A 26951-nucleotide genomic window follows, 5' to 3' on the forward strand; every position below is an offset into this window, starting at 1 on the left:
CGCCAGGTGTTTGGTCCCAGTTTTTAATGATGGGGTTCTTTCGTTGGAATGGAAGGAAGCCGTATCGTCAAACGCTTCCATTACGAACGCCACGACCAGCCACGGGCGCACCCCGCCAACTTCACGACAACCTACAATTTCGCCGCCGGCTCAAGACGCTCAGCGAGCTCACGCCCTAAAAGACGTTGCCAAGATTTGGACGTCAGAGCCAGACCGGTTCATCGCCGACCCGATCCACCAGATGCCGCGGCTGGACACCAAGTCGGAAAGTCAGCGAACACGGATTTAACACTGATAGCACGAATTTCCGTCAAGGTGGTGGAGCGGCGCCTCCATTAATAGCGGCCGCCCCTTCCGCAATAAGCCTGCTTTCGTGATGCGGCTCCACCGAATGAGGACGAAAAATTACCCGGACACTTCGGCGTTTGCGATCAACCAGAATTTTTTGGCGAAGGGCGCTTTGGACGACCAGGTGAGCTTGGTGCCACATGGTATGGCGAGGATGTCGCCTCCCTTGAGTTCATGTGTCTCGCCGGTACTTTCGTCGACGACCTGGAATTGGCCTTCGAGCAGCAACTCGATCTCGTCGCCGAGCGGAGACGTATAGGGAATCACCGTCGATCCGTCGGGCTCGCAACCGGCTATGCCGACGCCCGCCCGCCACAGGCCGCAGAGGAGAGTTCCGGTGCTTCCCCTCGCGCGCAGTTTGAACAGTTCGCCGCATACCATGGGGCCATGCTCTGGCTCGTCCCATGCAAAAGGCTCCCAATTGTCGGGATTGTCGCTGATATGACCGACATAGACATCGTCTTCCTTGACGCTGGGCGACGGCGAATCCCACAAAATCCAGAATTTCTTGAGGAAGGGCGCATCGATGTCCCAGGTGAGCACCACATCCTTGGGGTGGCTGATGATCGTGCCCGCTTCAAGGCGATACTGTTTGCCGGTCGCCGCGATCGTGACGGTCGCACTTCCCTCGAGAATGACCATGGTCTCGTCGCCGAGCGGCGCGGAATAGTCGACATGGCACGATCCGTCTTCATGACATCCTGCGATGCCCTTGCCGGTTCGCCAGAGACCGAGTTGCAACGATCCGCTTGTATTCTCGAACGGGATCGGCGCGACTTCGCCCTTGATCTGGGGGCCGAATACGGGATCGTCCCAGGCGAAGGGCGTCCACTCGGCCGGATTGCTGTTGCGAGAGCCGATGCTGACGCTACGGGCTTTCGGTGCCGTGTCGCCTTGGGCAATGGGTTCGCTGGCCATGGGGAATCTCCTTGCTCGCGTTGCCTTCCCATATCCGTGCCACTGGCGAATTGTGTCGCTAGCAGGCGGGCGGACATGCTGAATTTGCCTCGCGAGACTATGAAGAGGGCCGATGCCAACCTAGGACCAGGGCGTCCATTTCCACTGGTGCCAGGCTGCCAGGGCTGGCTCCACCCATCGTAAGACGAAGCCCGGCTCACATGGGAGCGGCCCACACCGTCAGCAATTTCCCTGACCATTGGGCATGAAGCAGACGGTCGCCGGGATTAAAGCCGATTGCGGGCCCGACCGGTGCGCCGTCCACCGTCATCACATCAGGCGTTAACATGATCCGGTAAACCACCGCGCCGGTCGCGAAGACCGCTCGCTCGGATTCAGCCGCGTGGTTGCCGATCAGGGTTGGAAGTGATGCCGGATCGAAGGCGCACTTGCCGCGCCATACCCGTTTGCCATCACGTCGAATGGATACCGCCGTCTCTCTCCGACGAAACATCGAGCGCGATATACTACCCCATGGCAGGTCAGAATACCGCTCCTGCGATTACGCCCTGTTTCGAGAAGACGGATGACAGCGTCAGCCTTGTTTGGTCATACGGTCGACTCCGCAGGAGTTACGGTGTGTCCGATCAATCCATTAACCTCGTAGCCGTGCAGGCCGCTGAAGTCGCGCCTAGGATAAAGCCCTCAACCACTCGGATGCGGACGCGACCTATATGGAGGTCGGTGACCGGCAGGCGGGCGATGAGGTCAGCTATCCCCGAGACGACCTTAAGGACGAGCGTACTCTGGAAGGCTGGCGATTTTTCCACAAAGACGGAACACCATATTAAGCGAGCGCCGTTTCCCGCTTACCGATCCTCGCGGCAAGACCCCGGCCCTCTCGCCGCCTTCCTGTCAGGGCAGTGCATCAACTCCATTACAGCTTTCTGCCCGGCCTCAGGGGCGTAAAACCCTATCTTCGGCCCTTTCCCCCAGTGGGGAGATGATCGGTGCGACCGGGCACAACGTCGTCGCCTGTCTGGATGAGCGCCCGATCATCGCCAAAGGATGTGGCACTCGTGGCCCATGCGGATCCACCCGATGCCCTCGTGCGCGAGGGTCGGGATATCGAACGGTGCGTGCTGGCGCGCCGTGCGGCATCATCTGGCCGACCGGGCCCTGCAGAACGGCGCAAAGACCATCGCCTTCACCAACTGACGAGCCCCCGTTCAGAAGTGCAGCGCCTGCCCCTGCTGCGCCCGTATATAGTGCGCCTCGGGACCGCCGGGCTCGGCCAGTTGCGCCATCACCCGCCGTTCGAGCGTATCGCTGCCCGACAGGTCCGGCTTGATATGGCCGATGACGATCGGCACGCCCGCCAGCGATCCCGCGACGCCGGCCAGCCGCGACAATTCGCTGTGCAGCCAGCGCGGCGTCAGGTGGCCGAACAATTGGTCATCCGGCCGGGGATCGGGATAGGATGTCTCGACGATGATCGCCCGCAGCCGCCCCTCACGGATCAAGGGCGCCACCGCCGCCCAAAGAAGCGCCAGCGCGCCGCTTCTTTCGACGGCGTCGGGACCGGTATCCCCCATGCACAGGATCGCGTCGGCGCCGGAGCGGATCAGGAAGGCGGCGGACACGGCACCGCCATGGGACAACGGGAAAGCCGACACGTTCAGCCCCGTCCCGGCGATCGGCACGGGCGGCGCACCAGGTGCCAGATCGTGATAGGTATAGCGATTCAGTCGCGGCGCGGGGCCGCGATCGGCCATGTTGGGCCAGGCGCTCCAGTTGAAATAGTCCGCCGCCAGCGCCGCATTGACCGCCGGTAGCGCGAAGATCGGCTTGGCCGTGTCATCGGGCGAGGCCATCACCAGCCCCGCGACATGGTCGAGATGGGCATGGGTGATCAGATAGGCGCCGATCCGGTCGTGCAGCACGTCCGCCACCTTCGCGCCACGCCCGAACGCCCCGGCTCGAACACCCGCCCTGATACCGGGCACCAGTGTACCCGCGTCGCAGGCGACGCCGCGGCGGCTGCCCGCCGATGCGATATACCAGGCCGTCGTTGCGCCCTCTTCGAGCCCACCCTTGACCCCCAGTGGCACGATGTCGAAGGCCGGCCGAGAACGCGCCCCGGCCGCTGGGCCCGACAGGGCCAGCGCCACCACCGTCATTGCCCGTAAAACCCGCTTCACATCGTCCCCCTCGCCAAGTCCCCCACTGGTAGCGGGCGCCGAGCGGCAGTCCAAATTGTAACATTGGCGCACATCTGCGGTGTCGCATTCGTGATCACGATGGTGCCGCGGTCTGGATATCAAACACGAAGGGCGTAAGAGACGGGCGGGCCATTCCTATTGGGGCCGTACTCCGGGAAAGGCGCCTAGCTGCCGATCTGACGGGCAACTACGGCGCCGGCACCGATCGTTACACCTTGGCCAATATCAAGCCCCTGCGAGATGGACGCATTCAGCCCCACGAATATGTCTGGTCCGGACGTTACGCACCCACTGAACCGCGCCGGTTTTGTCAGAGGCCCCAACTCCTGAGAGGAAGAGGCTATGGCGAACAAGACGATCAACAAGTTTTCGCCTGAGGTGCGCGCGGTGCGGATGGCGGGCGAGAAGAGCATCGTCATGGTGGACGTGGACGGCCAGCGCCGCCCGTTCCTGGCCCTTGCCGCTGCACAAGACGAAGAACGGCAAGGCGCACATGGTGCCCGCGAAGGACACGGTCGTCGCCCTGTTCGACACGCTCAACAAGCAGGCGGTCGGCGGGTGTTGGTTCCAGCTCGACAGCAACATCCGCAACGACGTGGAGGCGATGGGCCACGACATCGGCGACGTCGGCCTGCACACCCTGCGGAACACCTGCATCACCCGACTCGCGCTCGACGGGATGGAGCTACAGCGCCTATCGATGTGGGCCAGTCCCTCGGACGTCAGCATCATCACGAAGCAGTACAGCCACCTCGACGCCTCGGCGCTCGCGGGCGGCATCATTGCCCGGTATCCGGGATCATTCCAGAGCCGGTGCTCATCGTGCCGAACTTGGTGCGGCACGATTGCGACAAATGGCTGATTTATGCGGGGTAAATGGCGGAGAGGGAGGGATTCGAACCCTCGGTACCGTTGCCGGTACGCCGCATTTCGAGTGCGGTGCATTCGACCACTCTGCCACCTCTCCGCGAGGACGATCCTAAGGCGCTTTGCCATCGGGGCCGGTCGATTGGAGGCGCGCTCCTAGATCAGCTTTTTATGCATTGCAAGCGCCTAAACTTGTGCGACGCGACAAAGGCATTAAATCAGACCCATGGATCGTATCGACACCCTCCCCCACCCCTCGGGCCAGGAAGCGCAAGCGCCGATCGTCGCGACCGCGCGGTTCGCGATCGGGGACGTGGTGCGCCACCGCATGTTCGACATTCGCGGCGTGATCTTCGACGTCGACCCCGTCTTCGCCAATAGCGACGAATGGTATGACGCCATCCCCGAGAAGATTCGCCCCGCCAAGGACCAGCCCTTTTACCATCTGCTCGCGGAGAATGCCGAATCGAGCTATGTCGCCTATGTCAGCCAGCAGAATCTGCTGCACGACGACAGCGACGAGCCGGTGGAACATCCGGCCATCGACGGGCTGTTCACCGGCTATGTCGATGGGCGCTACCTCCTGCGGCGCGAACATCGGCATTGATCCGTTCGGGGCCGGCGCATGCCCTTGAAATTCGAATCCTTGGTTGACAATCGGCCCACCTTTGCCTAGCTGGCCTTTCTTTCCCGGTGGGCATTCCCGCGCGGGAGCCATGCATTTGGGAAGTGATAAGAGCCATGTTCGCAGTCGTGCGCACGGGCGGCAAGCAGTATCGCGTCGCCGCCGGAGATAAGATCGTCGTCGAGAAGATCGAGGGCGAAGCCGGCGCGTCGGTGACGCTGGGTGACGTTCTGCTGGCGGGCGAAGGCTCGGAGCTGAAGGCGGTCGACGGCATCACGGTCGCCGCCGAAATCATCGCTCAGGCGAAGGCCGACAAGGTCATCGTCTTCAAGAAGCGTCGTCGCCACAATTATCGTCGTCGCAACGGCCACCGTCAGCAGCACACGATCCTGAAGATCGTGTCGGTCGGCGCCTGAATCTCAGTCGCGCCACCCAACGAAATCCAGGAGTAGTTCGCAATGGCACATAAGAAAGCAGGCGGTTCGTCGCGCAACGGTCGTGATTCGGCCGGCCGTCGCCTTGGCGTGAAGAAGTTCGGCGGCCAGGAAGCCATCGCCGGCAACATCCTCGTGCGTCAGCGCGGGACGAAGTTCTATCCGGGTCGCAACGTGGGCATGGGCAAGGACCATACCCTGTTCGCGCTCGTCGATGGTCGCGTCTCGTTCCACGAGGGCAAGCTTGGCCGTAAATTCTGTTCGGTCGAACTGGCCGCAGCGGCCGAATAATCGGGTAACCGTGCCGGGTTGCCCACCAGGGTGACCCGGGTTCCGCGACGGAACCAGCAAAAAAGGGAGACGGGTCACCCCGGCTCCCTTTTTTTTCATGCTCCCTCCACCGCTTCCGGGCCCATGTCGCCATCCCGTCATCCAGACGTGGCAGGGGCAGGCCCGACGCGACGAGGAGTTGTCGAGTGATGTTCGCGCGGACCGAAAGATTGTTGTTACGGCCGGCATGGCCGGAAGATGCCGCCCCCTTGGCGGAGGCCATCGGGCACGAGTCGATCGCCCGCATGGCGGCGCGGGTCCCCTACCCCTATACCTCGGAAGACGCGAGCAACTGGCTGGCGCAACCATGCAGCGCGACCGAGCCGCGTTTCCTCATCACCGCGCTCGATCGTGGCGGCGCGCCCGAATTGATCGGCGGCATCGCGATCATCGCTGGCGATACGGGTCATGAAATCGGCTATTGGCTGACCCCGTCGGCATGGGGACGGGGATACGCGACCGAGGCGGGGCAGGCCATCGTCGCCATTGCCCGGCATGCGTTGCCAATTCGGCGGTTGGGCGCGTGGCATTTCGCCGACAATCCCTCCTCGGGGCGCGTGCTGACCAAGCTCGGTTTTGTGCCCACGGGTCAGCAGATGTTCCGGGCCTCGGTCGGTCGCGGAGGAAGCGCGCCGAGCATCCATTATGCCATCGACCTGGAAGCAGACCGATGCCGGACGATGCCGCTGGCGGCATGATGAAAGAAAAGCCGGGCGGCAGCCACAAAGATTGACGCCGTTCCGGCATTCCGGTTCGCCCTACCAGTTTCGGCTGATGGCAGACCCGTCGAGGAGATAAAGTCGGTCATTGATCCATGCGAATCACCGTGCCGGTTTGGCAAGGGTGATGGCCGATCTATTTCCCAGTCCAACGACTAGACTGCTGGTTTATTACCATTCTGGACACAAAACTGTTTGTGCGTCCACATTTATAGCCAAAATGGCCATGAATATTGCCTAGACAAGCATAATTTTGAACGCCGGTTCGATCTTAACCCTTTTGCAAGTAATTTCAGCAGGACTGGTGTTCGCAGGCAGTCAATCGCCGGAGAACATCGATGGTCGGGCTCATGGAAGCGAGAACGGATATCGACGCGCGCCACGTCACGGGATCAAGGGGCCCGGGTGTGCGAATCGTACGCAGTCAGCGCGGCGTGGCTGCGGTGGAAATGGCGCTGGTGCTGCCGGTGCTGTTATCGGTCCTGTTGGGAATTGTGAGCGTCGGCGACTATTTCCTGACCGCTCATCTTGTCCAGCAATCGGCAAGCGATGCGGCCCGCGCGGCTTTGGCGGGACTTGACGCCCCCGAACGCAGGACGATCGCGATCGCCACCGCCCAGCGCATGCTCAATTCGACGGGCGTGTTACGCGCCGATCGCGGACGAATCGAAACAATCGAGAAGGACAATATCCTGACCGTTTCGATCCAGTACGATGCGTCGGCTGACCCTTTGCTCAACTTGCCATTCGTTCCCGCGCTTAGCCGCAAGATGACCGCGACCAGTGCGGCGATGCTCGGCGGCCTGTCATGATCAACGCGCTCAGGCATAATCGGCAAGGCAGCGTCAGCATTCTGACCGCCTTGGCAGGGGTGATGATCATCGGCGGCGCGGCCTTTGGTATCGATATCGGCATGATGACCCTGTCGCAGCGCCAGCTTCAGGGCGTCGCCGACCAGGCCGCGATGGCCGCCATGGCCTCTAGCCCCAACCGCCGCGCGCAAGCCGTTGGACAGATACTGGCCGCCAATGGCGTCAGCGATGCGTCGAGCACCATGATCTTGGGCACCTATCGCGCCGACCCAGCCGTTGCGCCCGAAGCGCGCTTTGCCGCAGGCGCGGATGGAGACGCGATCCGCGTTACATTACGACGTCCGGTTCCGTTGGTCTTCGGCCGAATCCTGACCGGCACCGCCTCGAAGCCGGTCGCGGCGAGCGCGATCGCCCGGCGAATGGATTATGCCGCCTTTTCGCTCGGCAGCCGGTTGGTCAATGTCGAAGGGGGGCTGCCCGGCGCCTTGCTCAACGGGCTGGCCGGCACCGATCTGTCTCTCTCCCTCTTCGATTATCAAGCGCTCGTCGGAGCAAAGATCGATTTGCTGAAGGCGATCCCGCTGCTGGGCACCCGCATCGGCCTGACGGGGGCGAGCTTCGACACCATATTGGCGGCGGATGTCACCTTGCCCGTTCTGCTGACGGCGATGGCGGATACGACGGGCGATGCGGGAGCGGCGGCTGTGCTCCGACGCATCGCGCTGCGCGTGCCTGGGTCCAAGGTGCCGCTTACCCGTTTGATCGACTTGGGACCGCTGGGCACCCTCACCAAGGCCCACTCACGCGACTCTGTCTGGGTGGATGTCTATGAGATGCTGCGCGAATCACTGTCGGTCTCCAATGGACGCCGACAAGTGGCACTCGATCTCGGCGGATCCATCCCCGGACTGGCCTCGACGAAGGTGATGCTGTCGATCGGCGAGCGCCCCGTCACCACGCCCTGGCTCGCCGTCGCGCGGGACGGAACGATGACCGTTCGAACAGCGCAGCAGCGGATGTTGCTGGAAACCCAGATCGGCACACCCCTGCTCGCCTCCGTGCAACTGCCGATCTTCGTCGAAACCGCAGCGGCACAGGCGCGGCTGAACAGCGTCACCTGTTCGGGGACGACGCCATCGGTGACGATCGATACGCTTCCCTCGCCCGGCACGCTCGCCATCGCGCAGATCGATCGTGCCCGTTTCGACGACATGCAGCAGTCGCCGATCGCAGGGCCCGCCACGCTGCTCCAGGTACCGCTGGCGCGCGTGACGGGCCAGGCACAGGTCAATCTTGCCAGCGACTCCGCTTGGCAACGGGTCAGCTTTGCCGGCACGGATATCGCCAACGGCACGGTCAAGAGCGTTACCGCCAATTCGGCCGTCCGCGGAATCGCCAGTTCGCTGATCAATCGGGTCGATCTGCGGCTTGAGCCCTTGGGCTTCGGCGTGGGATTGAATGGGCTGACCGGGATCGTCGGTGCCGCGCTGACGCCTGTCGCGCCGGCGCTCGACACGCTGATCGGCAATCTGACCGATTTGATGGGATTGCATGTCGGACAGGCGGATATCACGGTGGATGGCGCACGGTGCGGCGCGGCGGCGCTGGTAGCCTGATCGCACCCGCAGACAAGGCCGGGCTGGCCTCTTGCGTCCTTGCGAGGTAAGAGCGCGACCATGCATTTCCTTGACCAGGCCAAGATCTTCGTCCGCTCCGGCGCGGGCGGCCCCGGCGCCGTTTCCTTCCGTCGTGAAAAATACATCGAATATGGCGGTCCCGACGGCGGCAATGGCGGCAAGGGCGGCGACATCATCTTCGAGGCGGTCGCGGGGCTGAACACCCTGATCGACTTCCGCTACACCCAGCATTTCCGGGCACCGCGCGGCCATGGCGGATCGGGGTCGAACCGCACCGGCGGCGGCGGCGACGATCTGATCATTAAGGTGCCGGTCGGTACGCAGGTCCTGTCCGAGGACAAGGAAGAGGTGCTGATCGACTTCACCAAGGTCGGCCAGCGCGAGGTGTTCCTGCGTGGCGGCGATGGTGGACGCGGCAATGCCAGCTACAAGACCTCGACCAACCGCACGCCGCGCCAGCACGGCACGGGCTGGCCGCATGAAGAGGCATGGGTCTGGCTGCGGCTGAAGCTGCTCGCCGATGCCGGCCTGGTGGGTCTGCCCAATGCCGGCAAGTCGACCTTCATCAATGCGGTGACCAATGCGCAGGCCAAGGTCGGCGCCTATGCCTTCACCACCACCCGGCCGCAGTTGGGCGTGGTGCGGCATCACCAGCGCGAGTTCGTGGTCGCCGACATCCCCGGCCTGATCGAGGGCGCGGCGGACGGTGCCGGGATCGGCGACCGGTTCCTGGGCCATATCGAGCGGTGCCGGGTGCTGCTGCATCTGGTCGACGCCAACGATACCGATGTCGCGGAAAGCTATCGCATCGTCCGCGACGAGCTGGAGGCTTATGGCGCGGGGCTGGTCGACAAGCCGCACATCATCGCGCTCAACAAGATCGACACGCTCGACGACGAGCTGATCGAGGCGCTGTCGGCGGAGCTGGCCGAGGCGAGCGGCGCGGACGTGATCCCGTTATCGGGCGCGGCCGGCACTGGTGTCGACTGGGTGCTCGACAAGCTGCTCGAGGCGATCGGGCCGGGGCCGGACGCGGTGCCCGCGAATGACGAGGGCGAGGACGAGATCACATGGTCGCCGCTCTGATCGCAGCATGATCTTCCCCCCCGCCACCTTTTCGCGGCTGATCGTCAAGGTCGGTTCCGCCCTTCTCGTCTCGCCCGAAGGCGAAGTGCGCCGCGACTGGCTGACCGGCCTGGTCGCCGACATCGCCGCGCGGGTCCGCGAGGGGCAGCAGATCGCGATCGTCTCTTCCGGGGCGATTGCACTCGGTGCCCGCCGCCTCGGCCTGCCCAAGGGCGGGCGCGCCAGCCTGGAGGATGCGCAGGCCGCCGCCGCGACGGGGCAGATCGCGCTGAGCCAATGTTGGGCCGAGCTGCTCCATGCCCAGGGGCTGACCGCCGCGCAGATGCTGGTGACGCTGGACGATCTGGAGGATCGGCGTCGCTATCTGAACGCCGCCGCGACGCTCGGGCGCTTGCTGGGACTCGGCGTGGTGCCAGTCATCAACGAGAATGACAGCGTCGCGACCGAGGAAATCCGCTTTGGCGACAATGATCGGCTGGCGGCACGGGTGGGTCAGGCGGCGGGCGCGAACGGCGTGCTTCTGCTGTCCGACGTGGACGGATTGTACGATAGCAACCCGCACACCAATCCGCAGGCGCGCCATATCGAACGGGTCGATCGGATCGACGCGGTCAGCGGCATGGCCGATGGCGGCTCCGCCTCGGGCATGGGTTCGGGTGGCATGGTGTCGAAGATCGCCGCCGCGCGGATCGCGGTCAGCGCAGGCGCGCATCTTGCCATCGCTTCGGGGCGGATCGACCATCCGCTGTCGACACCGGCGCGCCACACTTTGTTCGTCGCGGAAAGAAGCGCCCCCGCCCGCAAGGCGTGGCTGGCGGGCGGCCTGACCGCGCGGGGCGCGATCAGCGTCGATGCGGGCGCGGCCAAGGCGCTGGCCGAGGGCGGCAGCCTGCTCGCCGCCGGAGCCACCGCCGTTCAGGGCCATTTCGCGCGCGGCGACCTCGTTACCGTCGAGGGGCCGAACGGCACCATCGCGCGGGGCCTCAGCGAATATGACTCGACCGAGGCCCGCGCGCTGGTCGGCACGCGGTCGGACGAGCAGGCCGCGATACTGGGCCATGCGCCGCGCGCCGCGCTGATCCATCGCAACCATCTGGCCCTGCTGTGATCGTCGCGGTGACGGGAGCGACCGGCTTTGTCGGTCGCGCGGTGGTGGACCGTGCCGCCGGTTCCGGGCTGAGCCTGCGTGCGCTGACCCGGCGGGCCCAGCCGTCGCGTGCCGGGATCACCTGGATCGCGGGTGCGCTCGACAAGCCGGAGAGTCTTGCCACGCTGGTCGAGGGCGCGGACGCGGTGCTGCATATCGCGGGCGTGGTGAATGCGCCCGATCGCGAGGGCTTCGTCGCGGGCAATATCGACGGCACCCGCGCGATGGTCGCGGCGGCGAAGGCCGCGGAGATCAAGCGCTTCGTCCATGTCTCCTCGCTGTCCGCCCGCGAGCCCGAACTGTCCATCTATGGCTGGTCCAAGCGGCAGGCCGAGGATGTGGTGACGGAAAGCGGACTCGATTGGACGATCGTGCGGCCGAGCGGCATTTATGGCCCGCACGATACCGAGTGGCTGGACGTGTTCCGCACCGCCCGACTCGGGCTGGCCTTCATGCCGCCGCCGGGCAAGCTGTCGCTGATCGCCGTCGAGGATTTCGCCCGCCTGTTGACCATATTGGTCGCCACCGATGGCCCGCGCGCCGTGCTGGAGGTGGACGACGGGCAGGTGCTGACCCATGCCGAACTGGCCTCCGCCATGGGTGCGGCGGTGGGGCGGCGCGTAATGACGCTCCACCTGCCCAAGGGCCTCTTGAATCTGGGCGCGAAGATCGATCGAAAACTGCGCGGGCCGGCGGCCAAGCTGACCGCCGACCGCGTCGGCTATCTCTGTCATACCGACTGGACCGCCGATCCCGCCAAGCGCCCTTCCCCCGAGCTTTGGCAACCCGCAATCGCGCTCTCCAAGGGGCTGGCCGACACGGCGCGGTGGTATCGCGCCAACGGCTTGCTATAGCAGCCCGATACACGCGGTCGAAAAGCCGCCGCATTTGGGTGCCACTGGCCCCTTTGAAAGGATCATCATGAGCGACCGCCAAGCCATTTTCGACACCGTCGCGGCCCAGATCGCCCCCTTCAACAAGAAGGGCGTGGCACTGACCGAGGCGACGACCTTCCAGGGCGACCTGGAGTGGGACAGCCTGACCGTGATGGATTTCGTCGCCGCGATCGAGGACGAGTTCGACATCATCATCACGATGAACATGCAGGCCGAGATCGAGAATGTCGGCCAGCTCGTCGACGCGGTCGAAAAGCTGAAGCAAGCCTGACCCCTACAGCGCCCGAGACGGACCCTCCCATGACCGAAGCCGCCGCCCAGTCCCATGCCCTTCCCGCCGACGCGCCCGACATCGCGCCGGAACGCGACCTGCTCTCCAAGTTCGACGGCCTGATCGCCGAGCGACAGAAGCTGCTCGACTCGGGCGTCACCGATCCCTTCGCGATCGTGATGGAACAGGTGAAGTCTCCCACCGAGGCGGTGATCCGGGGCAAGGATACGATCCTGCTCGGCACCTATAATTACATGGGCATGACCTTCGACGCGGATGTGATTGCGGCGGGCAAGACCGCGCTCGATCAGTTCGGTTCTGGCACGAACGGCAGCCGGATGCTCAACGGCACCTTCCATGACCATATGGAAGTCGAACAGGCCCTGCGCGATTTCTACGGCACGACCGGCGCGATCGTCTTTTCGACCGGTTACATGGCGAATCTGGGCATCATTTCGACGCTGGCGGGCAAGGGTGAATATGTCATCCTCGACGCAGACAGCCATGCCTCGATCTATGACGGCTGCCAGCAGGGCAATGCCGAGATCGTCCGCTTCCGCCACAATTCGGTCGAGGATCTCGACAAGCGGCTCGGCCGGCTTCCGAAGGAACCCGCCAAGCTGGTCGTGCTGGAGGGCGTCTATTCGATGCTGGGCGACATCGCCCCGCTGAAGGAGATGGTCGCCGTCGCCAAGAAGCATGGCGCGATGGTGCTGGTCGATGAGGCGCATTCGATGGGCTTTTTCGGCCGAAACGGGCGCGGCGTGTACGAGGCGCAAGGGCTGGAAGGCCAGGTCGATTTCGTCGTCGGCACCTTCTCCAAGTCGGTCGGCACGGTCGGCGGCTTCGTCGTGTCCAACCATCCGAAGTTCGAGGCGGTGCGCCTGGCCTGCCGCCCCTATATCTTCACCGCCTCGCTGCCGCCTTCGGTGGTGGCGACCGCGACGACCTCGATCCGCAAGCTGATGACCGCGCATGAGAAGCGCGAGCGGCTCTGGTCGAACGCGCGCGCATTGCACGGCGGCTTGAAGGAAATGGGATTCAAGCTGGGCACGGAAAACTGCGACAGCGCGATCGTCGCGGTGATCCTGGACGATCAGGAACAGGCCGTCATCATGTGGCAGGCGCTGCTCGACGGCGGGCTCTACGTCAATATGGCGCGGCCGCCCGCGACGCCGGCGGGCACCTTCCTGCTGCGCTGCTCCATCTGCGCCGAGCATACGCCCGAACAGATCGAGACGGTGCTGGGCATGTTCCGCACGGCGGGCCAGGCGGTCGGCGTCATCGCCTGATCGCCCCATCGCGCGCGGCTTTGCATTATCCGGCGGCTGGGATAGCGTGAACGCCGTGATCGAGCAGGACAATCTCGGAGGGGTCGGCCGCTGGTGGACCTTTGCGCTGATCGCGATGGCGTTGGCCGGTGCGGTGACGCTGGCCATGCTGATCGTGACGATGGGCAACGCCAATCGCGAGCGCGACCAGGCGCTGGAGCGTCAGCGGCACAGCTATGAGGTGATGATCCTGGCCCGCACGCTGGCGGGGACGATCGCACGGTCCGAAGCATCTTTGGGCCGCTATGTCATCTCGGGCGACAGCAAGCTGGGCCAGCTTTACGTCGACGAATGGAATCTGGCGCGCGCGCAACTTGAACGGCTGGACGTGCTGATCGAGGAGACGCACCAGCAGAAGCGCGTCGAGCAGCTCCGCAAGGCTTATGAGGCGCGGGGCGACGAATTGTCGTCGATCGCGCTTTCGACCACCTATCACCGCAACCGGCAGGCCTATGGCCTTTATTACCAGGCGCGACAGGCCGACGCGCTGTTGCAGATCAACCGCCTGCTCACCGCACTGATCGAGGGGGAGCGCGTTCTGCTGGATCAGCGGAGCACGGCCGCGCAGGAAACGGTGCTCCACGCCAACCGGATCGCCGGGGGGCTGGTAATTTTCGGGATTGCGCTGGCGCTGGGGGCGATGCTGCTCGGCTGGCTGATGTTCCGCACGGTGGGCGAGCGGGCGGAGGCCCGCGCCGAGGCCTGGACCGAACGTGCCCGCGCCGAAGAACTCGCCGCCGCCGTCGATGCCGCGACCGAGGAACTGAAGGTGCAGGAAGCCAAGCTGCGCCAGGTGCAGAAGATGGACGCGCTGGGCCAGTTGACCGGCGGGATCGCGCATGATTTCAACAATATGCTGGCGGTCGTGCTGGGTGGATTGGAACTGGCACGCCGGGCCGAGGGGCGCGAGTCGGTGATCCGCCACCTCGAAAGCGCGACCGAGGGCGCGCATCGCGCCGCCGCGCTGACCCGCCGTCTGCTGATGTTCAGCCGCGAAGAGGCATTGACCCCCGAAACGCTCGCCCCGCGCCAGTTGGTGAGCGGCATGCGCGACCTGCTCGACCGCACGCTGGGCGATGGGGTGAAGGTGACGGTTGAGGACACCACCACCGGCTGGACGATGTTCGGCGACCGGGTGCAGGTGGAAAACGCCATCCTCAATCTGGCGGTCAATGCACGCGATGCGATGGACGGGCGGGGCGAACTGACCATCCGCACCGCAGAGGTCCGGGTGGACGCCGATGCCCTGCCGCGGGCGGGGACGGGCGACTATGTCGTCCTTTCGGTGACCGACACCGGCGCAGGCATGCCCCCCGAAGTGGCCGAGCGCGTCTTCGAGCCCTTTTTCACCACCAAGCCTGCGGGCAAGGGAACGGGCCTGGGGCTCAGCCAGATTTTCGGGCTGGTCGGCCAGATGGGGGGCGACGTCGCCATCCGCACGGCGCCGGGGGCCGGAACCACGGTCAGCCTCTATCTTCCGCGCCATGTCGAGACAGACACCCCCAAAGCGGAGGACGCGCCCGCCGCCCTTCCCGAGGTGCCGGCGCTGGAAGGCTTGCGGATGTTGGTGGTGGAGGACGATCCGCGCGTGCTCGCCGCGACGATGGGGGCGCTACGCGAACTCGGCCATGATCCGGTCGCCTGTGGCGACCCGCGCGAGGCGGAAGAGTTGCTCGTCCGGCATCCGGGCATTCGCCTGATCGTGTCGGATGTGCTGATGCCGCATATGACCGGCCCGGAAATGATCGCCGCCCTCCGCCCCGCCCATCCCGATATCGGTGTGCTGTTCGTCACCGGCTTCGCGGGCGAGACGCAGGCCACCGGGTTCGAGGGCCATGAGGTGTTGCGCAAGCCCTTCACGCTGGCCGGACTGGAGCGCGCTTTGGCGGCGGCGTTGAAGCGGGTGGCGGTGGGGCCTGTCTCGGCAGCGGCTTGAGGCCAAGGGAATCTCTCGCAAAACCCAAAGCCCAAAGGAGGGGGTGACGCGCCCCGCCCCGCCCCGTATAGCCATGGCCGTTTTATCGCGCGAGTGATGTTCCCCGCATGAAGTCCCCCGCATGAAGTCGATCGATCGCTACATGGCCCGGCTGATCGCGTTGCCCTTGTTCGCGACGCTGCTCATCTCGGCGATGCTGCTGGTGCTCGATCGCATCCGCCGCCTGTTCGAATTCGTCGCGACCGAGGGCGGGCCGATCAGCGTGGTGTGGCGGATGCTCGCCAACCTCCTGCCCGAATATCTGGGGCTGGGCATTCCGATCGGGTTGATGCTGGGCATATTGCTCGCCTTTCGCCGCCTCGCCACCTCGTCCGAACTGGACGTGATGCGCGGCGTCGGCATGAGCTATACCCGGCTGCTGCGCGTCCCCTATATGTACGCCATCATATTGGCGGCCCTCAACCTCGCCATCGTCGGCTATATCCAGCCGATCGCGCGCTATTATTATGAAGGGCTGCGCTACGAGTTGCGCACCGGGGCGCTGGGGGCGTCGATCAAGGTCGGCGAATTCACCCATCTGGGCGACCGCATGACGCTGCGCATCGAAGAAAGCCGCGACAATGGCCGCGACCTGTCGGGCATCTTCGTCCACGCCAACACGTCCAAGGGCGACTGGATCGGCGTGACCGCGGAGCGCGGGCGCTTCCTGGCGACCGACGATCCCAATGTCATCATCTTCCGCCTGACCAACGGCACGCTGATCCACAACCGGCCGGAATTCCGTGCGCCGCGCGTCCTGACCTTCTCCAGCCATGACCTGCCGATCGATCTGCCCAAGTTCGACAATTTCCGACAGCGCGGCGGCCGCGACCTGGAATTCACGCTGCCCGAACTCGCGCGGCACGGCCAGGAGGCGCAGAGCGCGGAGGCACGCGCGGGAAGCCGTGCCGAATTCCACTTCCGCGTGGTGGAAGTGGTGACGATGTTCCTGTTGCCGCTGCTCGCGGTCTCGTTGGGCATCCCGCCCAAGCGATCGACTTCGGCGCTGGGCGTGTTCCTGTCGATCGTCATGCTCGTCACCTATTTCAAGGTTAACCAATATGCCGCCGACATCGGCGCACTGGGGCGGGTGAATCCCGCGCTCGCCTTGTGGGGGCCGTTCACGGTCTTCGCGGGACTCGTTCTCTGGATGTATTATGTCACCGCCTATGTGCCGGGCGGCCAGCCGATCGGCGCGCTGGAGCGTGGCGTGGCGAAGCTGGCCAAGGCCATCGGCCGCTGGCTGCCGGGCCGTCGCCGCAAGAAGGGGCAGACGGCATGAGCCTGTCCAGCATCTTCCCGTCGCGGACGATCGCCATCTACATGGCGAAGATGTTCCTGATCCGCACCTTCGCCATCCTGTTCGCGGTGGCGCTGGTGCTCCAGACGCTTGACGTGCTGAGCGAGTCCGGCGCGGTGCTCGCCGCGCCCGGCAACGGGCAGGCGCAGGTATGGCGTTATGTCTCGCTGCGCGCGCCGCAAATCATATCCTTCCTGCTGCCCTTCTCGGTGCTGCTGGGTACGATCCTGACCTTCTTCACGATGAACCAGAATTCGGAGGTCATCGCGCTGAAGGCAGCGGGCATGTCGGCGCATCAGGTGCTGGCGCCGCTGCTGGTCGCCAGCGCGGGCGTCGCGGTGCTGAGCTTCGCGTTCAACGACCGGATCGTGCCGCGCGCCACCGCGACGCTGAGCGCCTGGCAGAAGGTCGAATATGGACCGCTGCCCATCGATAGCGGCGACCGGGCCAATGTCTGGGTACGCGACGGCGACGACCTGATTTCGGTCGACCTGATCCAGGGGCGCGGCGACAGGACGCAATTGGGCGGCGTGACGCTTTACGATCGCAGCGGCGGCAATTTGCGGGCGATCGTCCGCGCGCCGCGGGGACAGCGGGACGGAGCCGGCTGGCGGATCGGCCCGGCCACCCGGTTCGAGGTGGCGTCGGGCAAGCTGACCAATATTCCCTCGCTGGTCATCGGCCAGGGCGTGACGCCCGAGCAACTGACCCTGGCCAGCGTCAACGCCGACAGCCTATCCTTCGGCGCCTTGTCTGGCGCGATCGATGATCTGCGCGAGGCGGGCCGTCCGACCAAGTCGCTGGAGGGTTCGCTCTGGCACAAGCTGTCCGCGCCAATGTCGGCGGTGCTGATGCCGCTGCTGGGCGCGGTCGCCGCCTTCGGCATCGCGCGGTCGGGCAAGCTGTTCGTTCGCGCCGTGATCGGCATGGCGCTGGGCTTCGCCTATTTCGTGGCGGACAATTTCTCGATGGCGATGGGCGATCTGGGGGCTTATCCGCCCTTCCTCGCGGCCTGGGCGCCGATCCTGCTGTTCTTCCTGATCGGTGAGGCGGTGCTGTTTCGGACCGAGGAATGAGGGACTGGTAAGGCTTGGCCTGATCCCGCCCCTGATTTGCCGTTGAGCCCCAACCTCCGTTCGCACTGAGCGAAGTCGAAATGGCGGCCTGGCGGGCGGCTTCCCTTGGCCTCGACTTCGCTCAGGCTGGACGGGCGGCAGGGCTGATCCTCACGCCGGACGAAGTCGAGGCGCATGCCCCGCCTTCGTCCGATGCGGGGAAATCACTTCCCCCGACGAATGGTGCTCATTCCGATCTTGGCGACCAGCGCCGGCAGCCCGCTGTAGCTCGCCTTGTGATAGGGCGAGTCCGTCTCCAGCGCCGCACTGATCCGGCGATGTGCCTCGCCCAGCGCATGATAGGGCAGCGACGGCAGCAGATGGTGCAGCGCGTGATAGCGCAGGCCCACCGGCGCCCACAGCCCCGGCAGCAGGGCAGGCGGCGGCACATTGACCGAGTCGAGATATTGCGCGGTCACCGTCATCTGCTCCCCCTCATTCTCCCACAAATGGGCGACGAGCGTGCGGACCTGGTTCAGCACCGCGACCGCCGAACCGATGGCGAATCCGATCGCGAAGCCGCGCAGCGAAATGATGCCGACCGCCACCATCACGACCAGAGCCACCGCCCAGATCGAGGCCGCCGCATCGGTCCGGTTGAAGCGGACCAGCGCTTCGCCCTCGGGCATGCGACGGCGGAATTGCGGGTTGATCGCCAGCGCCGAGTAACGCTCGACCACCATCTTGCGCAGCCCCGGAACCACCCAGGACAAAGGCGACAGGATCGCAAAGCGGATCAGCAGCCCCAGCGGCGCCAGTGCCGACACCAGGATGAAGACCGGCAGCGTCCACGGCTTCATCAGCGCGAGCGGCAGATATTCGGGATCGTCGACCGTGCCATAGCGGGTCTTCGCATGGTGAAGGTTATGCACCCCCTCATACATGAAGGCGGGAGTCAGCAGCGGCACACCGACCAGCGCGTTCCAGCCCTCGCGGAAACGCGGCAGCGCCGAATGCTTCATATGGCTGACTTCGTGGATGAACAGCAGCGCGCGATAGAGCGCCAGCACCGCGACCACCGACGCGACGACGATCACTCCGGTCGAGGATGCCGTCACCGCTACGGCCAGCGCGGCATAGCCGAGCAGCGCACTGCCCGCCATGTCGGCCCAATAGAGGCGCGGATTTGGCGCGATCAGGTCGCGGGTCAATTCGGCGGCGGCGCGCAGCATCGCCTTGTCGTCCGCGATCGGCAGGCGCGCACCGGGCATGGTGCCGGCGGCCGACGCGCCGCGCTCGAAAGAAAGGGTCGATTCCATGGGCATATCCTTTGCCCCCATATAGTGGCGACACGGTGGCATTCCCACGGCGGGCGATGACGATATCCTCACTCGCTATGATCGACCAAGCCGGTTAGGTACGAGGGCGAAATCATACGCCGGACCGATCCCATATGACCCTTTCCATCCGCCCCATAGCGTCCAAGCGCGACCGCAAGACCTTTGTGGACTTCCCGTTCGGCCTCTACGCGGACGATCCGCATTGGGTGCCGCCGCTCAAGGGCGAAGCGCTGGGGTTGATCACGCCGGAAAAGAATGGCTGGTACAGCCATGCCAAGGCGCAGCTTTTCCTGGCGGAAGAGAATGGCAAGGTCGTCGGGCGCATTTCGGCGCATCTCGATATGCTGGCGCTGGAGATGGACGTGTCCAAGGGGTTCGGACCAGGCACGGGTTTCTGGGGACTGATGGATGCGACGCGCGAGGAGGTGTTCCGCGCGCTGCTGTCGGCGGCCGAGGGGTGGCTGCGCGGAGAGGGCATGACCCGCGCGATCGGTCCGGTGTCGCAATCGGTGTGGGAGGAGCCCGGCCTGCTGGTCCAGGGGTTCGACCAGGACCCGACGATCATGATGGGCCATGCCCGGCCGGAATATCAGGGATGGATCGAGGCGGCGGGTTATACCACCATCAAGCAGCTCTTCACCTATGAGCTGGACATCACGCAGGAATTCCCGCCGATCGTCCAGCGGATCATCAAGTCGGGCGAGAAGAACGAGCGTATCCGCGTGCGCGAGGTGAACAAGGCCAAGTTCGAGGAGGAGGCCGCGATCATCCTCAGCATCCTGAACGACGCATGGTCGGACAATTGGGGCTTCATCCCGCTCACGCCGCCGGAAATCAAGGACGTTGGCGTTAAGCTGAAGCCGATCGTGTTCAACGACCTGATCCGCATCGCCGAACTGGACGGCAAGCCCGTGGCGTTCATGATCACGCTTCCCGACCTCAACGAGGCGATCAAGCCGCTCAAGGGCAGCCTGCTTCCCTTCGGCTGGGCCAAGCTGCTGCTGTGGCTGCGCGCGCCCAAGGTGCGGACGATGCGCGTGCCGTTGATGGGGGTGGTCAAGGAACTCCAGTCGTCGCGCATGGCCAGCCAGTTGGCCTTCATGATGATCGAATATATCCGCCGCGCCTCGGTGACCAAATACGGCGCGTCGCGCGGGGAGATCGGCTGGATCCTCGACGACAATCAGGGGATGCGCTCGATCGCCGAGACCATCAAGAGCGACGTCAACAAGACCTATAACATCTACGCCCGCGATCTGGGCTGACATGCGCGGGGCGGGGCCATGCGACAGCGGTGGCCCCTACCCCCTTTTCGATCACTTCTTGCGGCCGATATAGTTGAGCGGATCGACGCCGTTCCACAGCCACTGTTTGCGCGTCTTGCAGACCTTGCCACGCATGATGTGATCTTCCTCGACATTCAGGAAGCAATAGCGGGGCGGCTTGACCGGAGCGGAGGCGCTGGGCAGCGCGGAGGCTTCGATCGGGGTGGCCGCTGGCTTGGCGACCTCATCGCGCGGCGACGGAGCGGACAGGGAAGCAGCGGCGGCGAGCAGTGCGAACAACATCGTGATTCTCCAACGAGCGGTGTGTCTGAGGGGGGATCAGCGGCGCGCGATGCGGCCGGTGGGAACTTGGCCTTCGGTGGCGATCCACTCGTCCGCCGTGCGGCAGACCTTGAGGCGGATGCGCGATCCGGTCGGCGTATCGTAAATGCAAAAACGGGTATCGGCCGGGAAAGTGGACGCTGCGGAGCCCCCCGACGTCATGGCGGCCGTGCTCGGCGCGGCGATCGTCGGTGCGATCGGCTCCCGGCCCGACGCGGCGGTGGACAGGGTCGATGCGATCAGCAGTGTCAGCAACATGGTAGTAACTCCCTGAATGCCGGATCACCCCGGCATGTGAGTTACTGCATTAGTTGTGCCATACACTGAAAAAGCCGGATTTCAGCCACTTAGCTGATTCCCACATAGGACGATCCGCCAAGCTGTAGTGTTTTTCGCCAAGTGATCCGGGAAATTTTGCTACGCTGCGCCGCCGAGGCCATACACGTCGCCGCGCTGGGCGCTCAAGCTTTTCGCGTAAGCAGATAAATCGCGGGGTAGTAGGATGGGCAAGTTGCAGCGCCCTATCTTACTGGACATTATAAATAGATATTCCCCATAATCCCGTCATTTCGGAGCAATCCGTATATCATGCTCCCTATACTTGCCATAAGGACGAAAATCGGCAGCTTGATGATTAAATGCAAATTGCGACATATCCGTGCATATAGGATGACATATTCGTTGCGTTATTGAGAAAATCTCGCAGGCGACACGGCTCCTGTCGTGAAATTGTCACGGGTCGCTGCGAACAGGGATGGGATCGCCGCACTACGGGATGCCCATTCGATGGCAACGCAGATGAGTACCGCCAGCGTCACCAAGGCCTATGATCGCTGGTCACCAGTTTACGACCTGGTCTTCGGCCCCGTCTTCAGAAAAGGCCGCTCCGCCGCGATCGTCGCCGCCGAGCGGATCGGTGGGCGGATCATCGAGGTCGGCGTCGGCACCGGCATTTCCCTGCCCCAATATTCCCGCGACAACCGCATCGTCGGCGTCGACCTGTCCGAGCCGATGCTCGACAAGGCACGCGAACGGGTGAAGCGCGGCAACCTGGCCCATGTCGAACAGATTGCTTACGGCGATGCCGAGGCGCTGCAATTCGCCGACAACAGCTTCGACGTGGTGGTCGCGCAATATGTCATCACCGCGGTCCCCAATCCGGAACGCGCGCTCGACGAATTCGCTCGCATCTGCCGCCCCGGTGGCGAGATCGTCATCACGACGCGGGTGGGCGCGGGCGATGGGCTTCGCGGGCGCATCGAAAAGACGCTGATGCCGATCACCAGCCGCCTGGGCTTCCGCACCGATTTCCCGTTCCACCGCTATACCGACTGGGCGGCAACGCGCGGCGATGTGGAGCTGGTCGAAAGCCGCCCCCTGCCCCCGCTCGGCCATTTCTCGCTGGTCCGCTTCGCCAAGCGTCAGCCTTCCCTCCAAGGACATGTCCAATGACGGGTTTTCGCGCGCAGCTCGCCGAACAGCGGTGGGACGATCATCGTTATTATCATCACAGCCTGGTCAATCAGAGCCTGCACTTCGTCAGCGCCTGCACCTTCCTGACCGCCTATGTCCTCTTGTTCATCGACCCGGCGGTCGCCAGCCTGCTGGCCTGGGGCGTGGCGATGACCAGCCGCCAGGCCGGACATTTCTTCTTCGAGCCCAAGGGCTATGACCATGTGAACAAGGCGACGCATGAGCATAAGGAAGAGATCAAGGTCGGCTACAACCTGGCGCGCAAATATGTGCTGATGGGCATCTGGGGCGCGATCCCGGTCGTATTGATGGTCCAGCCGACGCTGTTCGGCACGCTGGAATATCCGGACGGCTTCATGGGCTATCTGCGTCATGTCGGCATCGGCTGGCTGGGCCTGGGCGTCAGCGCGATCATCGTGCGGGTCATGCAACTCTGGGTCGCCCGCGATCTGGAAACGGGCCTCGTCTGGGCGACCAAGATCGTCACCGACCCGTTCAACGACTTCAAGATGTACAAGAGCGCACCGCGCCGCCTGATGAAGGGCGAGCGGATGGATCATCACGATGTCGATGATTTCGAGGATTTGAGGGCGGCGTAAGCCTACCTCGGAACTAGGTTTTCAAAGGGGGTCGCCCGGCCCCCACCCCTCACCCAACCCTCTCCCTGGCGGGGAGAGGGCTTTTGCCTTTCCTTACCCTCTCCCCGCCGGGGAGAGGGTTAGGGTGAGGGACTGGGGCCGGGAGAACGTTATCCGTCACCTACCCATCCGCACCGCCAGCGACTCCTTTAAAATCCGCCGCCGGATCGCCTTGTTCGCCAGTTTGAGGTCGGTTGGCGCGTCCGGAGAGGTCCACCACCAGCCATCGTCACGCATCTGTTGTCCTGCTGCAACGAAGCGGTCGCAAATCTCGGCAAACAGGGTGTCGTCGATGTCGAGGCTGAAGATCAGCCGCCCGGTCCCGACCCAGCTCAACGCCAGTCCTTCCGCCCGGAGATAATATTGCAGCATCCAGTTATAGGGCGAGGCGACCGCATAGAGGATGGTCCAGATCGTCTGGACATGTGCGACCGACAAAGGAAGCCCCGCCGCCGCCATCGCTGCGTTGAACGTTGCGGCCCGCGCATTCCACCGCGCGTCCAGCCCGTCATAGAGCGCGGCGATCTCGGGCGTCTCCAGCCGCCGAAGAAAGGCGTTCATCGCGCCCATGACCATGGGGTGCGAATTGAACGTACCGCGCGCGAAGCAGATGTCGACGGGACGATCCTCGCGCCAGCGCTTCATCAGATGGGCCGGGCCGCAGAGCACGCCGACCGGCAACCCGCCGCCCAGCGTCTTGCCATAGGTGATGAGGTCGGGCCTCACCCCGAAATATTCCGACATCCCGCCTTTCGCCAGGCGGAAGCCCATGAACACCTCGTCGAAGATCAGGACGATACCGTTCGCCCGGCACACATCGGCCAGCTGGTGCAGCCAATCGCGATAGGCGGCCATGTCCGCCCCCGCCTTGCGACCGCCATCGACCAGCTGCCCGTCGGACGGGGCCGAGCCATTGGGGTGCATCGCCTGGAGCGGATTGACCAGCACACAGGCAATGTCCTTGCGCGTGGCGAGGACCTTCAGCGTCCGCTCCGACATGTCGGCCAGCGTCAGCGTGCGGTCGGCGGGCATGGGATTGCCGATGCCCGGCTGAACATCGCCCCACCAGCCATGATAGGCCCCGGCGAACCGCACCAGGCGCGGGCGGCGGGTGTGATAGCGCGCCAGCCGCACCGCCTGCATCACCGCCTCGGTGCCCGACATATGGAAGGACACCTCGTCCATCCCCGACAATTCGGTCAGGCGGCGGACATTGTCGGCGACCACCGGGTGAAAGGACCCCAGCACCCCGCCCAGATCGGCGACCATCGCCGCCCCTTCGGCCATGGTCTGTTTGTAGAAGTCGTTACCGAACAGATTGACGCCGTAAGAGCCGGTCAAGTCGATCAACCGGTTGCCGTCCAGATCGACCAGGATCGGCCCTTCCGACCGCTGGTAGAAGGCGCCGGTCGCGAGCGTCGTGCGGACCTTCTCGCGAAACTGGAACGGCACGCGGTAAGCGCCGGTAAATTGCAGGTCGGACAGACCGGACCGAGTCTCGCGGGTCAGCGCGAGCGTCTGCACGAATCGAGTCGCGAAGATGTCGCCCAACCGCTCGAACCCCGCGCGACGTTGCCCGGCCACCGCATCGGGGGCGCCATCGACACGAAAGAAGCGCTCCTCGCCATAGCTATAGAACGGAATCTGCCCGGCAATCCGCTTGGCCATGCGGACATGGCCGCCCAGTCCGGGATGCTTGGCGCGCGACAGGGTCAGGCGGCGATGCCCTTTGGTCAGGGCGACTGCACCGGCGGAGACGGCCAGCAGGCCAGTGAGAATCGGGTTCATGCGGCCTTTGACCGCGTACCCATGACGGAGGCATGACAATGCGCGGACCCATCATGCGGTTCTTCCTGAACGAGGACATCAATTTCCTCGTCACCAATCGCCTGCCTCGCCGCTTCGCCACGCAACTGGTCGGCCGGATCGCGCGGATCGAGCATCCGCTGGTGGCGAAGCCCAGCCTGGCGCTGTGGAAATTCTTTGCGGGCGTCGACCTGTCGGATGCGCGGACGAGGCGGTTCAAATCGTTGCGCGACGGCTTCGTCCGCCCTCTACGCGACGGCGCGCGCGCGTTCGATATCGATCCCGACACACTCGCCTCGCCCTGCGATGCGCTGGTCGGCGCGCATGGCCGGATCGAGGACGATCGACTCTATCAGATCAAGGGCTTTCCCTATCGCCTGGGCGACCTGGTCCCCGATCCCGAACTGGTCGAGCGGTTCCGCGACGGCTCGTTCGTCACGCTGCGGCTGACGGCGGGCATGTATCACCGCTTCCATGCCCCGACCGATATGGCGGTGGAGGGGGTGACCTATCTGTCCGGCGACTGCTGGAACGTGAACCCGATCGCGCTCAAGCGGGTCGAACGGCTCTTCTGCCGCAACGAACGCGCGGTGATCGAGGCGCGAACGCTGGTCTCGGGGCGGCCGCTACTGATCGTCCCGGTCGCCGCGATCCTGGTGGCGAGCATCCGCCTCCATTGCCTGGATACCGAACGCAGCCTGCGCGAACATGGCCCGGGCCGCCGCCCCTGCGCCGCGCGGATCGGCAAGGGCGAGGAGATGGGCTGGTTCGAACATGGCTCGACCATCATCCTGTTCCTGCCCCCGGACATGCGGCTGGCGGACACTCTGGTCGAGGGACAAGCGATCCGCGCAGGCACCGTGATCGGGCGAACGGCCTGACGCGGACTGGTCGCGGGGCGCGATCCGGTGCGGCCGCATCAACCCGGATCGTTCTCGTCGCGCAACGCTCGTCCGGCGATCGTGATCTCCCCCACGAAACAGGCCAGCCCCGCAACCGCACAGAGCAGCCCACCACCGAAAAAGAAGAACAGCAGCGATGCATGACCGGAGTCGCGCAAGGTCCCAAGGAACAGCGTGATGGCCGAGCAACAGGTCATCGCCCCCGCCGCCGCCGTCAGGCTCACGGCGATGTCGAGGATCTTAGAGCGCAGCCGCAGGCGGCGCATCTCGAGGCTGTTCGCACGCCCCTCCTTCTTCAGGGCCTGGATCCGGTCGCTGATCCGCCCCAACCGCGTCGCGAACACGTTAGGGTCAGGACCCATTGATGTGAGCGTCGCGATCTGATTCAGGCTCCGCAAGGAGACCGAGATGAGTGACCTGTTTTGGCTGACGGACGAGCAGATGGAGCGGCTGCGGCCCTTCTTTCCCAAGAGCCATGGCAAGCCGAGGGTGGACGACCGGCGGGTGCTGAGCGGCATCGTATTCGTCAATCGCAACGGGCTTCGCTGGCGAGATGCGCCTAGCGAGTATGGCCCCCACAAGACGCTGTACAATCGGTGGAAGCGTTGGGGCGAGGCCGGCGTGTTCACGCGAATGATGGAAGGTCTGGCTGCAGCTGGCGCCGAGCCGCAGACGGTCATGATCGACGCAACCTATCTGAAGGCGCACCGCACGGCATCAAGCCTGCGGGTAAAAAAGGGGATCTTGGCCGCCTGATCGGCCGCACCAAAGGCGGTATGAATACCAAGCTACATGCCGTCGCCGATGCAAACGGGCGCCCCTTAAGCTTTTTCATGACCGCGGGCCAGGTCAGCGACTACACCGGCGCGGCAGCGCTGCTGGATGACATGCCGAAGGCGCAGTGGCTGCTCGGCGACCGCGGCTACGACGCCGACTGGTTCAGGGACGCCCTCCAGGCCAAAGGCATCCAGCCCTGCATCCCGGGCCGGCGATCACGCAACGAGCCGGTCAAATACGACAAGCGCCGCTACCGGCGCCGCAGCCGCATCGAGATCATGTTCGGCCGCCTCAAAGACTGGCGTCGGGTCGCTACCCGCTACGATCGCTGCCCCACTGCCTTCTTTGCCGCCGTCACCCTCGCTGCCACCGTCATCTTCTGGCTGTGATCAACGAGTCCTGACCCTAAGCAACGACCCCACGGCAGTCAGCAGGAATATCGGGGTCAGTGCCAAT

Annotated in this window: 27 protein-coding genes, 1 tRNA gene and 2 pseudogenes; 21 read left to right on the plus strand and 9 right to left on the minus strand. The window is 64.6% G+C overall.

Translation table 11 applies throughout. From position 1 onward, the window contains the following. Positions 1 to 66 precede the first annotated feature (66 nt). Positions 67 to 289 (plus strand): annotated as a pseudogene (locus ACWPWT_RS00495) (hypothetical protein); the annotation flags it as partial. 116 nt (positions 290 to 405) lie between these two features. Here the strand turns inward: ACWPWT_RS00495 and ACWPWT_RS00500 are convergent. From ACWPWT_RS00500 to ACWPWT_RS00510, 3 genes and pseudogenes are all read right to left on the minus strand, one after another. After that, a complete protein-coding gene (locus ACWPWT_RS00500) occupies positions 406 to 1266 on the minus strand; it encodes a cupin domain-containing protein (protein ID WP_454278121.1) in 861 nt (286 codons plus the stop codon). 346 nt (positions 1267 to 1612) lie between these two features. After that, a pseudogene (locus ACWPWT_RS00505) lies at positions 1613 to 1769 on the minus strand (IS110 family transposase); the annotation flags it as partial. A 705-nt stretch (positions 1770 to 2474) separates the two neighbouring features. Further along, positions 2475 to 3446: an MBL fold metallo-hydrolase gene (locus tag ACWPWT_RS00510; RefSeq protein ID WP_454278122.1), complete on the minus strand. Its 972-nt coding sequence runs from the start codon at positions 3444 to 3446 to the stop codon at positions 2475 to 2477. 478 nt (positions 3447 to 3924) lie between these two features. Here ACWPWT_RS00510 and ACWPWT_RS00515 point away from each other — a divergent pair, with 478 nt between their 5' ends. After that, positions 3925 to 4329, plus strand: coding sequence for a hypothetical protein (locus ACWPWT_RS00515; RefSeq protein ID WP_454278123.1), 405 nt, complete (start codon positions 3925 to 3927; stop codon positions 4327 to 4329). A gap of 15 nt (positions 4330 to 4344) precedes the next feature. On the opposite strand, the gene ACWPWT_RS00520 is transcribed toward ACWPWT_RS00515, so the two are convergent. Then, positions 4345 to 4434 (minus strand) — tRNA-Ser (locus ACWPWT_RS00520). A 126-nt stretch (positions 4435 to 4560) separates the two neighbouring features. Between ACWPWT_RS00520 and hspQ the strand changes: the two genes are divergently transcribed. The 14 genes from hspQ (at position 4561) to lptG (ending at position 17973) form a co-directional block, all read left to right on the plus strand. After that, a complete protein-coding gene (gene hspQ / locus ACWPWT_RS00525) occupies positions 4561 to 4941 on the plus strand; it encodes a heat shock protein HspQ (RefSeq protein WP_454278124.1) in 381 nt (126 codons plus the stop codon). 134 nt (positions 4942 to 5075) lie between these two features. After that, entirely contained in the window at positions 5076 to 5375 is a 300-nt protein-coding gene (rplU, locus tag ACWPWT_RS00530; RefSeq protein WP_007405484.1) for a 50S ribosomal protein L21, read from the plus strand. A 42-nt stretch (positions 5376 to 5417) separates the two neighbouring features. Beyond that, positions 5418 to 5684 (plus strand): 50S ribosomal protein L27, encoded by a 267-nt coding sequence (gene rpmA / locus ACWPWT_RS00535; protein WP_183951678.1) that lies wholly within the window; start codon positions 5418 to 5420, stop codon positions 5682 to 5684. A gap of 188 nt (positions 5685 to 5872) precedes the next feature. Next, positions 5873 to 6421: a GNAT family N-acetyltransferase gene (locus ACWPWT_RS00540; RefSeq protein ID WP_454279859.1), complete on the plus strand. Its 549-nt coding sequence runs from the start codon at positions 5873 to 5875 to the stop codon at positions 6419 to 6421. 359 nt (positions 6422 to 6780) lie between these two features. Then, the gene (locus ACWPWT_RS00545; protein WP_454278125.1) at positions 6781 to 7254 is read left to right on the plus strand and encodes a TadE/TadG family type IV pilus assembly protein; all 474 of its coding nucleotides are present in this window, start codon (positions 6781 to 6783) and stop codon (positions 7252 to 7254) included. Next, positions 7251 to 8870, plus strand: a complete 1620-nt coding sequence (locus tag ACWPWT_RS00550) for a TadG family pilus assembly protein (RefSeq protein ID WP_454278126.1) — start codon at positions 7251 to 7253, stop codon at positions 8868 to 8870. Before ACWPWT_RS00545 ends, ACWPWT_RS00550 begins: the two co-directional genes overlap by 4 nt. A gap of 60 nt (positions 8871 to 8930) precedes the next feature. Beyond that, positions 8931 to 9977, plus strand: coding sequence for a GTPase ObgE (gene obgE / locus ACWPWT_RS00555; protein WP_454278127.1), 1047 nt, complete (start codon positions 8931 to 8933; stop codon positions 9975 to 9977). A 7-nt stretch (positions 9978 to 9984) separates the two neighbouring features. After that, the gene (gene proB, locus ACWPWT_RS00560; RefSeq protein WP_454278128.1) at positions 9985 to 11085 is read left to right on the plus strand and encodes a glutamate 5-kinase; all 1101 of its coding nucleotides are present in this window, start codon (positions 9985 to 9987) and stop codon (positions 11083 to 11085) included. Next, positions 11085 to 11978: an SDR family oxidoreductase gene (locus tag ACWPWT_RS00565; RefSeq protein ID WP_454279860.1), complete on the plus strand. Its 894-nt coding sequence runs from the start codon at positions 11085 to 11087 to the stop codon at positions 11976 to 11978. The genes proB and ACWPWT_RS00565 overlap by 1 nt, the downstream gene beginning before the upstream one ends. 67 nt (positions 11979 to 12045) lie before the next feature. Continuing rightward, on the plus strand, positions 12046 to 12291 hold the full coding sequence (locus ACWPWT_RS00570; protein WP_058718202.1) for an acyl carrier protein: 246 nt from the start codon (positions 12046 to 12048) through the stop codon (positions 12289 to 12291). A gap of 29 nt (positions 12292 to 12320) precedes the next feature. Next, positions 12321 to 13583: a serine palmitoyltransferase gene (gene spt, locus ACWPWT_RS00575; RefSeq protein ID WP_454278129.1), complete on the plus strand. Its 1263-nt coding sequence runs from the start codon at positions 12321 to 12323 to the stop codon at positions 13581 to 13583. Positions 13584 to 13698: 115 nt separating this feature from the next. Next, the gene (locus ACWPWT_RS00580) at positions 13699 to 15558 is read left to right on the plus strand and encodes an ATP-binding protein (protein ID WP_454279861.1); all 1860 of its coding nucleotides are present in this window, start codon (positions 13699 to 13701) and stop codon (positions 15556 to 15558) included. Positions 15559 to 15679: 121 nt separating this feature from the next. Then, positions 15680 to 16879, plus strand: a complete 1200-nt coding sequence (gene lptF, locus ACWPWT_RS00585; RefSeq protein ID WP_261269756.1) for an LPS export ABC transporter permease LptF — start codon at positions 15680 to 15682, stop codon at positions 16877 to 16879. After that, complete coding sequence (lptG, locus tag ACWPWT_RS00590; RefSeq protein WP_454278130.1) at positions 16876 to 17973, plus strand: LPS export ABC transporter permease LptG; 1098 nt, start codon at positions 16876 to 16878, stop codon at positions 17971 to 17973. The genes lptF and lptG overlap by 4 nt, the downstream gene beginning before the upstream one ends. Positions 17974 to 18176: 203 nt before the next feature. Here the strand turns inward: lptG and ACWPWT_RS00595 are convergent, their stop codons facing one another. Then, the gene (locus ACWPWT_RS00595) at positions 18177 to 19271 is read right to left on the minus strand and encodes a fatty acid desaturase family protein (RefSeq protein WP_454278131.1); all 1095 of its coding nucleotides are present in this window, start codon (positions 19269 to 19271) and stop codon (positions 18177 to 18179) included. Positions 19272 to 19405: 134 nt separating this feature from the next. On the opposite strand from ACWPWT_RS00595, the gene ACWPWT_RS00600 reads away from it, so the two are divergent. Continuing rightward, positions 19406 to 20557 (plus strand): N-acetyltransferase, encoded by a 1152-nt coding sequence (locus tag ACWPWT_RS00600; RefSeq protein WP_454278132.1) that lies wholly within the window; start codon positions 19406 to 19408, stop codon positions 20555 to 20557. Positions 20558 to 20608: 51 nt separating this feature from the next. Here ACWPWT_RS00600 and ACWPWT_RS00605 read toward each other — a convergent pair whose 3' ends face one another. Together ACWPWT_RS00605 and ACWPWT_RS00610 are read right to left on the minus strand one after the other, a co-directional pair. Next, positions 20609 to 20860: a hypothetical protein gene (locus ACWPWT_RS00605; RefSeq protein ID WP_261269760.1), complete on the minus strand. Its 252-nt coding sequence runs from the start codon at positions 20858 to 20860 to the stop codon at positions 20609 to 20611. A gap of 36 nt (positions 20861 to 20896) precedes the next feature. Continuing rightward, positions 20897 to 21157, minus strand: a complete 261-nt coding sequence (locus ACWPWT_RS00610) for a hypothetical protein (protein ID WP_454278133.1) — start codon at positions 21155 to 21157, stop codon at positions 20897 to 20899. A 540-nt stretch (positions 21158 to 21697) separates the two neighbouring features. On the opposite strand from ACWPWT_RS00610, the gene ACWPWT_RS00615 reads away from it, so the two are divergent. Both ACWPWT_RS00615 and ACWPWT_RS00620 read left to right on the plus strand, forming a co-directional pair. Further along, entirely contained in the window at positions 21698 to 22351 is a 654-nt protein-coding gene (locus tag ACWPWT_RS00615) for a class I SAM-dependent methyltransferase (RefSeq protein ID WP_261269762.1), read from the plus strand. Then, on the plus strand, positions 22348 to 22971 hold the full coding sequence (locus ACWPWT_RS00620; RefSeq protein ID WP_454278134.1) for a hypothetical protein: 624 nt from the start codon (positions 22348 to 22350) through the stop codon (positions 22969 to 22971). Before ACWPWT_RS00615 ends, ACWPWT_RS00620 begins: the two co-directional genes overlap by 4 nt. A 156-nt stretch (positions 22972 to 23127) precedes the next feature. Here the strand turns inward: ACWPWT_RS00620 and ACWPWT_RS00625 are convergent, their stop codons facing one another. Next, on the minus strand, positions 23128 to 24798 hold the full coding sequence (locus ACWPWT_RS00625) for an aminotransferase class III-fold pyridoxal phosphate-dependent enzyme (RefSeq protein WP_454278135.1): 1671 nt from the start codon (positions 24796 to 24798) through the stop codon (positions 23128 to 23130). 38 nt (positions 24799 to 24836) lie between these two features. On the opposite strand from ACWPWT_RS00625, the gene asd reads away from it, so the two are divergent. Then, positions 24837 to 25697 carry an archaetidylserine decarboxylase gene (gene asd, locus ACWPWT_RS00630; RefSeq protein WP_454278136.1) on the plus strand — a complete coding sequence of 287 codons (861 nt, stop codon included), beginning with the start codon at positions 24837 to 24839 and terminating at the stop codon, positions 25695 to 25697. A 38-nt stretch (positions 25698 to 25735) separates the two neighbouring features. Here asd and ACWPWT_RS00635 read toward each other — a convergent pair whose 3' ends face one another. Then, the gene (locus tag ACWPWT_RS00635) at positions 25736 to 26062 is read right to left on the minus strand and encodes a DUF2721 domain-containing protein (RefSeq protein ID WP_454278137.1); all 327 of its coding nucleotides are present in this window, start codon (positions 26060 to 26062) and stop codon (positions 25736 to 25738) included. Between the two features lie 64 nt (positions 26063 to 26126). Here ACWPWT_RS00635 and ACWPWT_RS00640 point away from each other — a divergent pair. Next, positions 26127 to 26884, plus strand: a protein-coding gene (locus tag ACWPWT_RS00640) for an IS5 family transposase (protein ID WP_454278138.1) whose coding sequence is annotated in 2 segments (ribosomal slippage) — positions 26127 to 26460 and positions 26460 to 26884 — 759 coding nt in all. Because the reading frame shifts where the segments join, the coding sequence is not laid out codon by codon here. The last annotated feature ends 67 nt before the right edge of the window (positions 26885 to 26951 follow it).

The sequence above is a fragment of the Sphingomonas sp. Marseille-Q8236 genome (genome assembly GCF_965112005.1).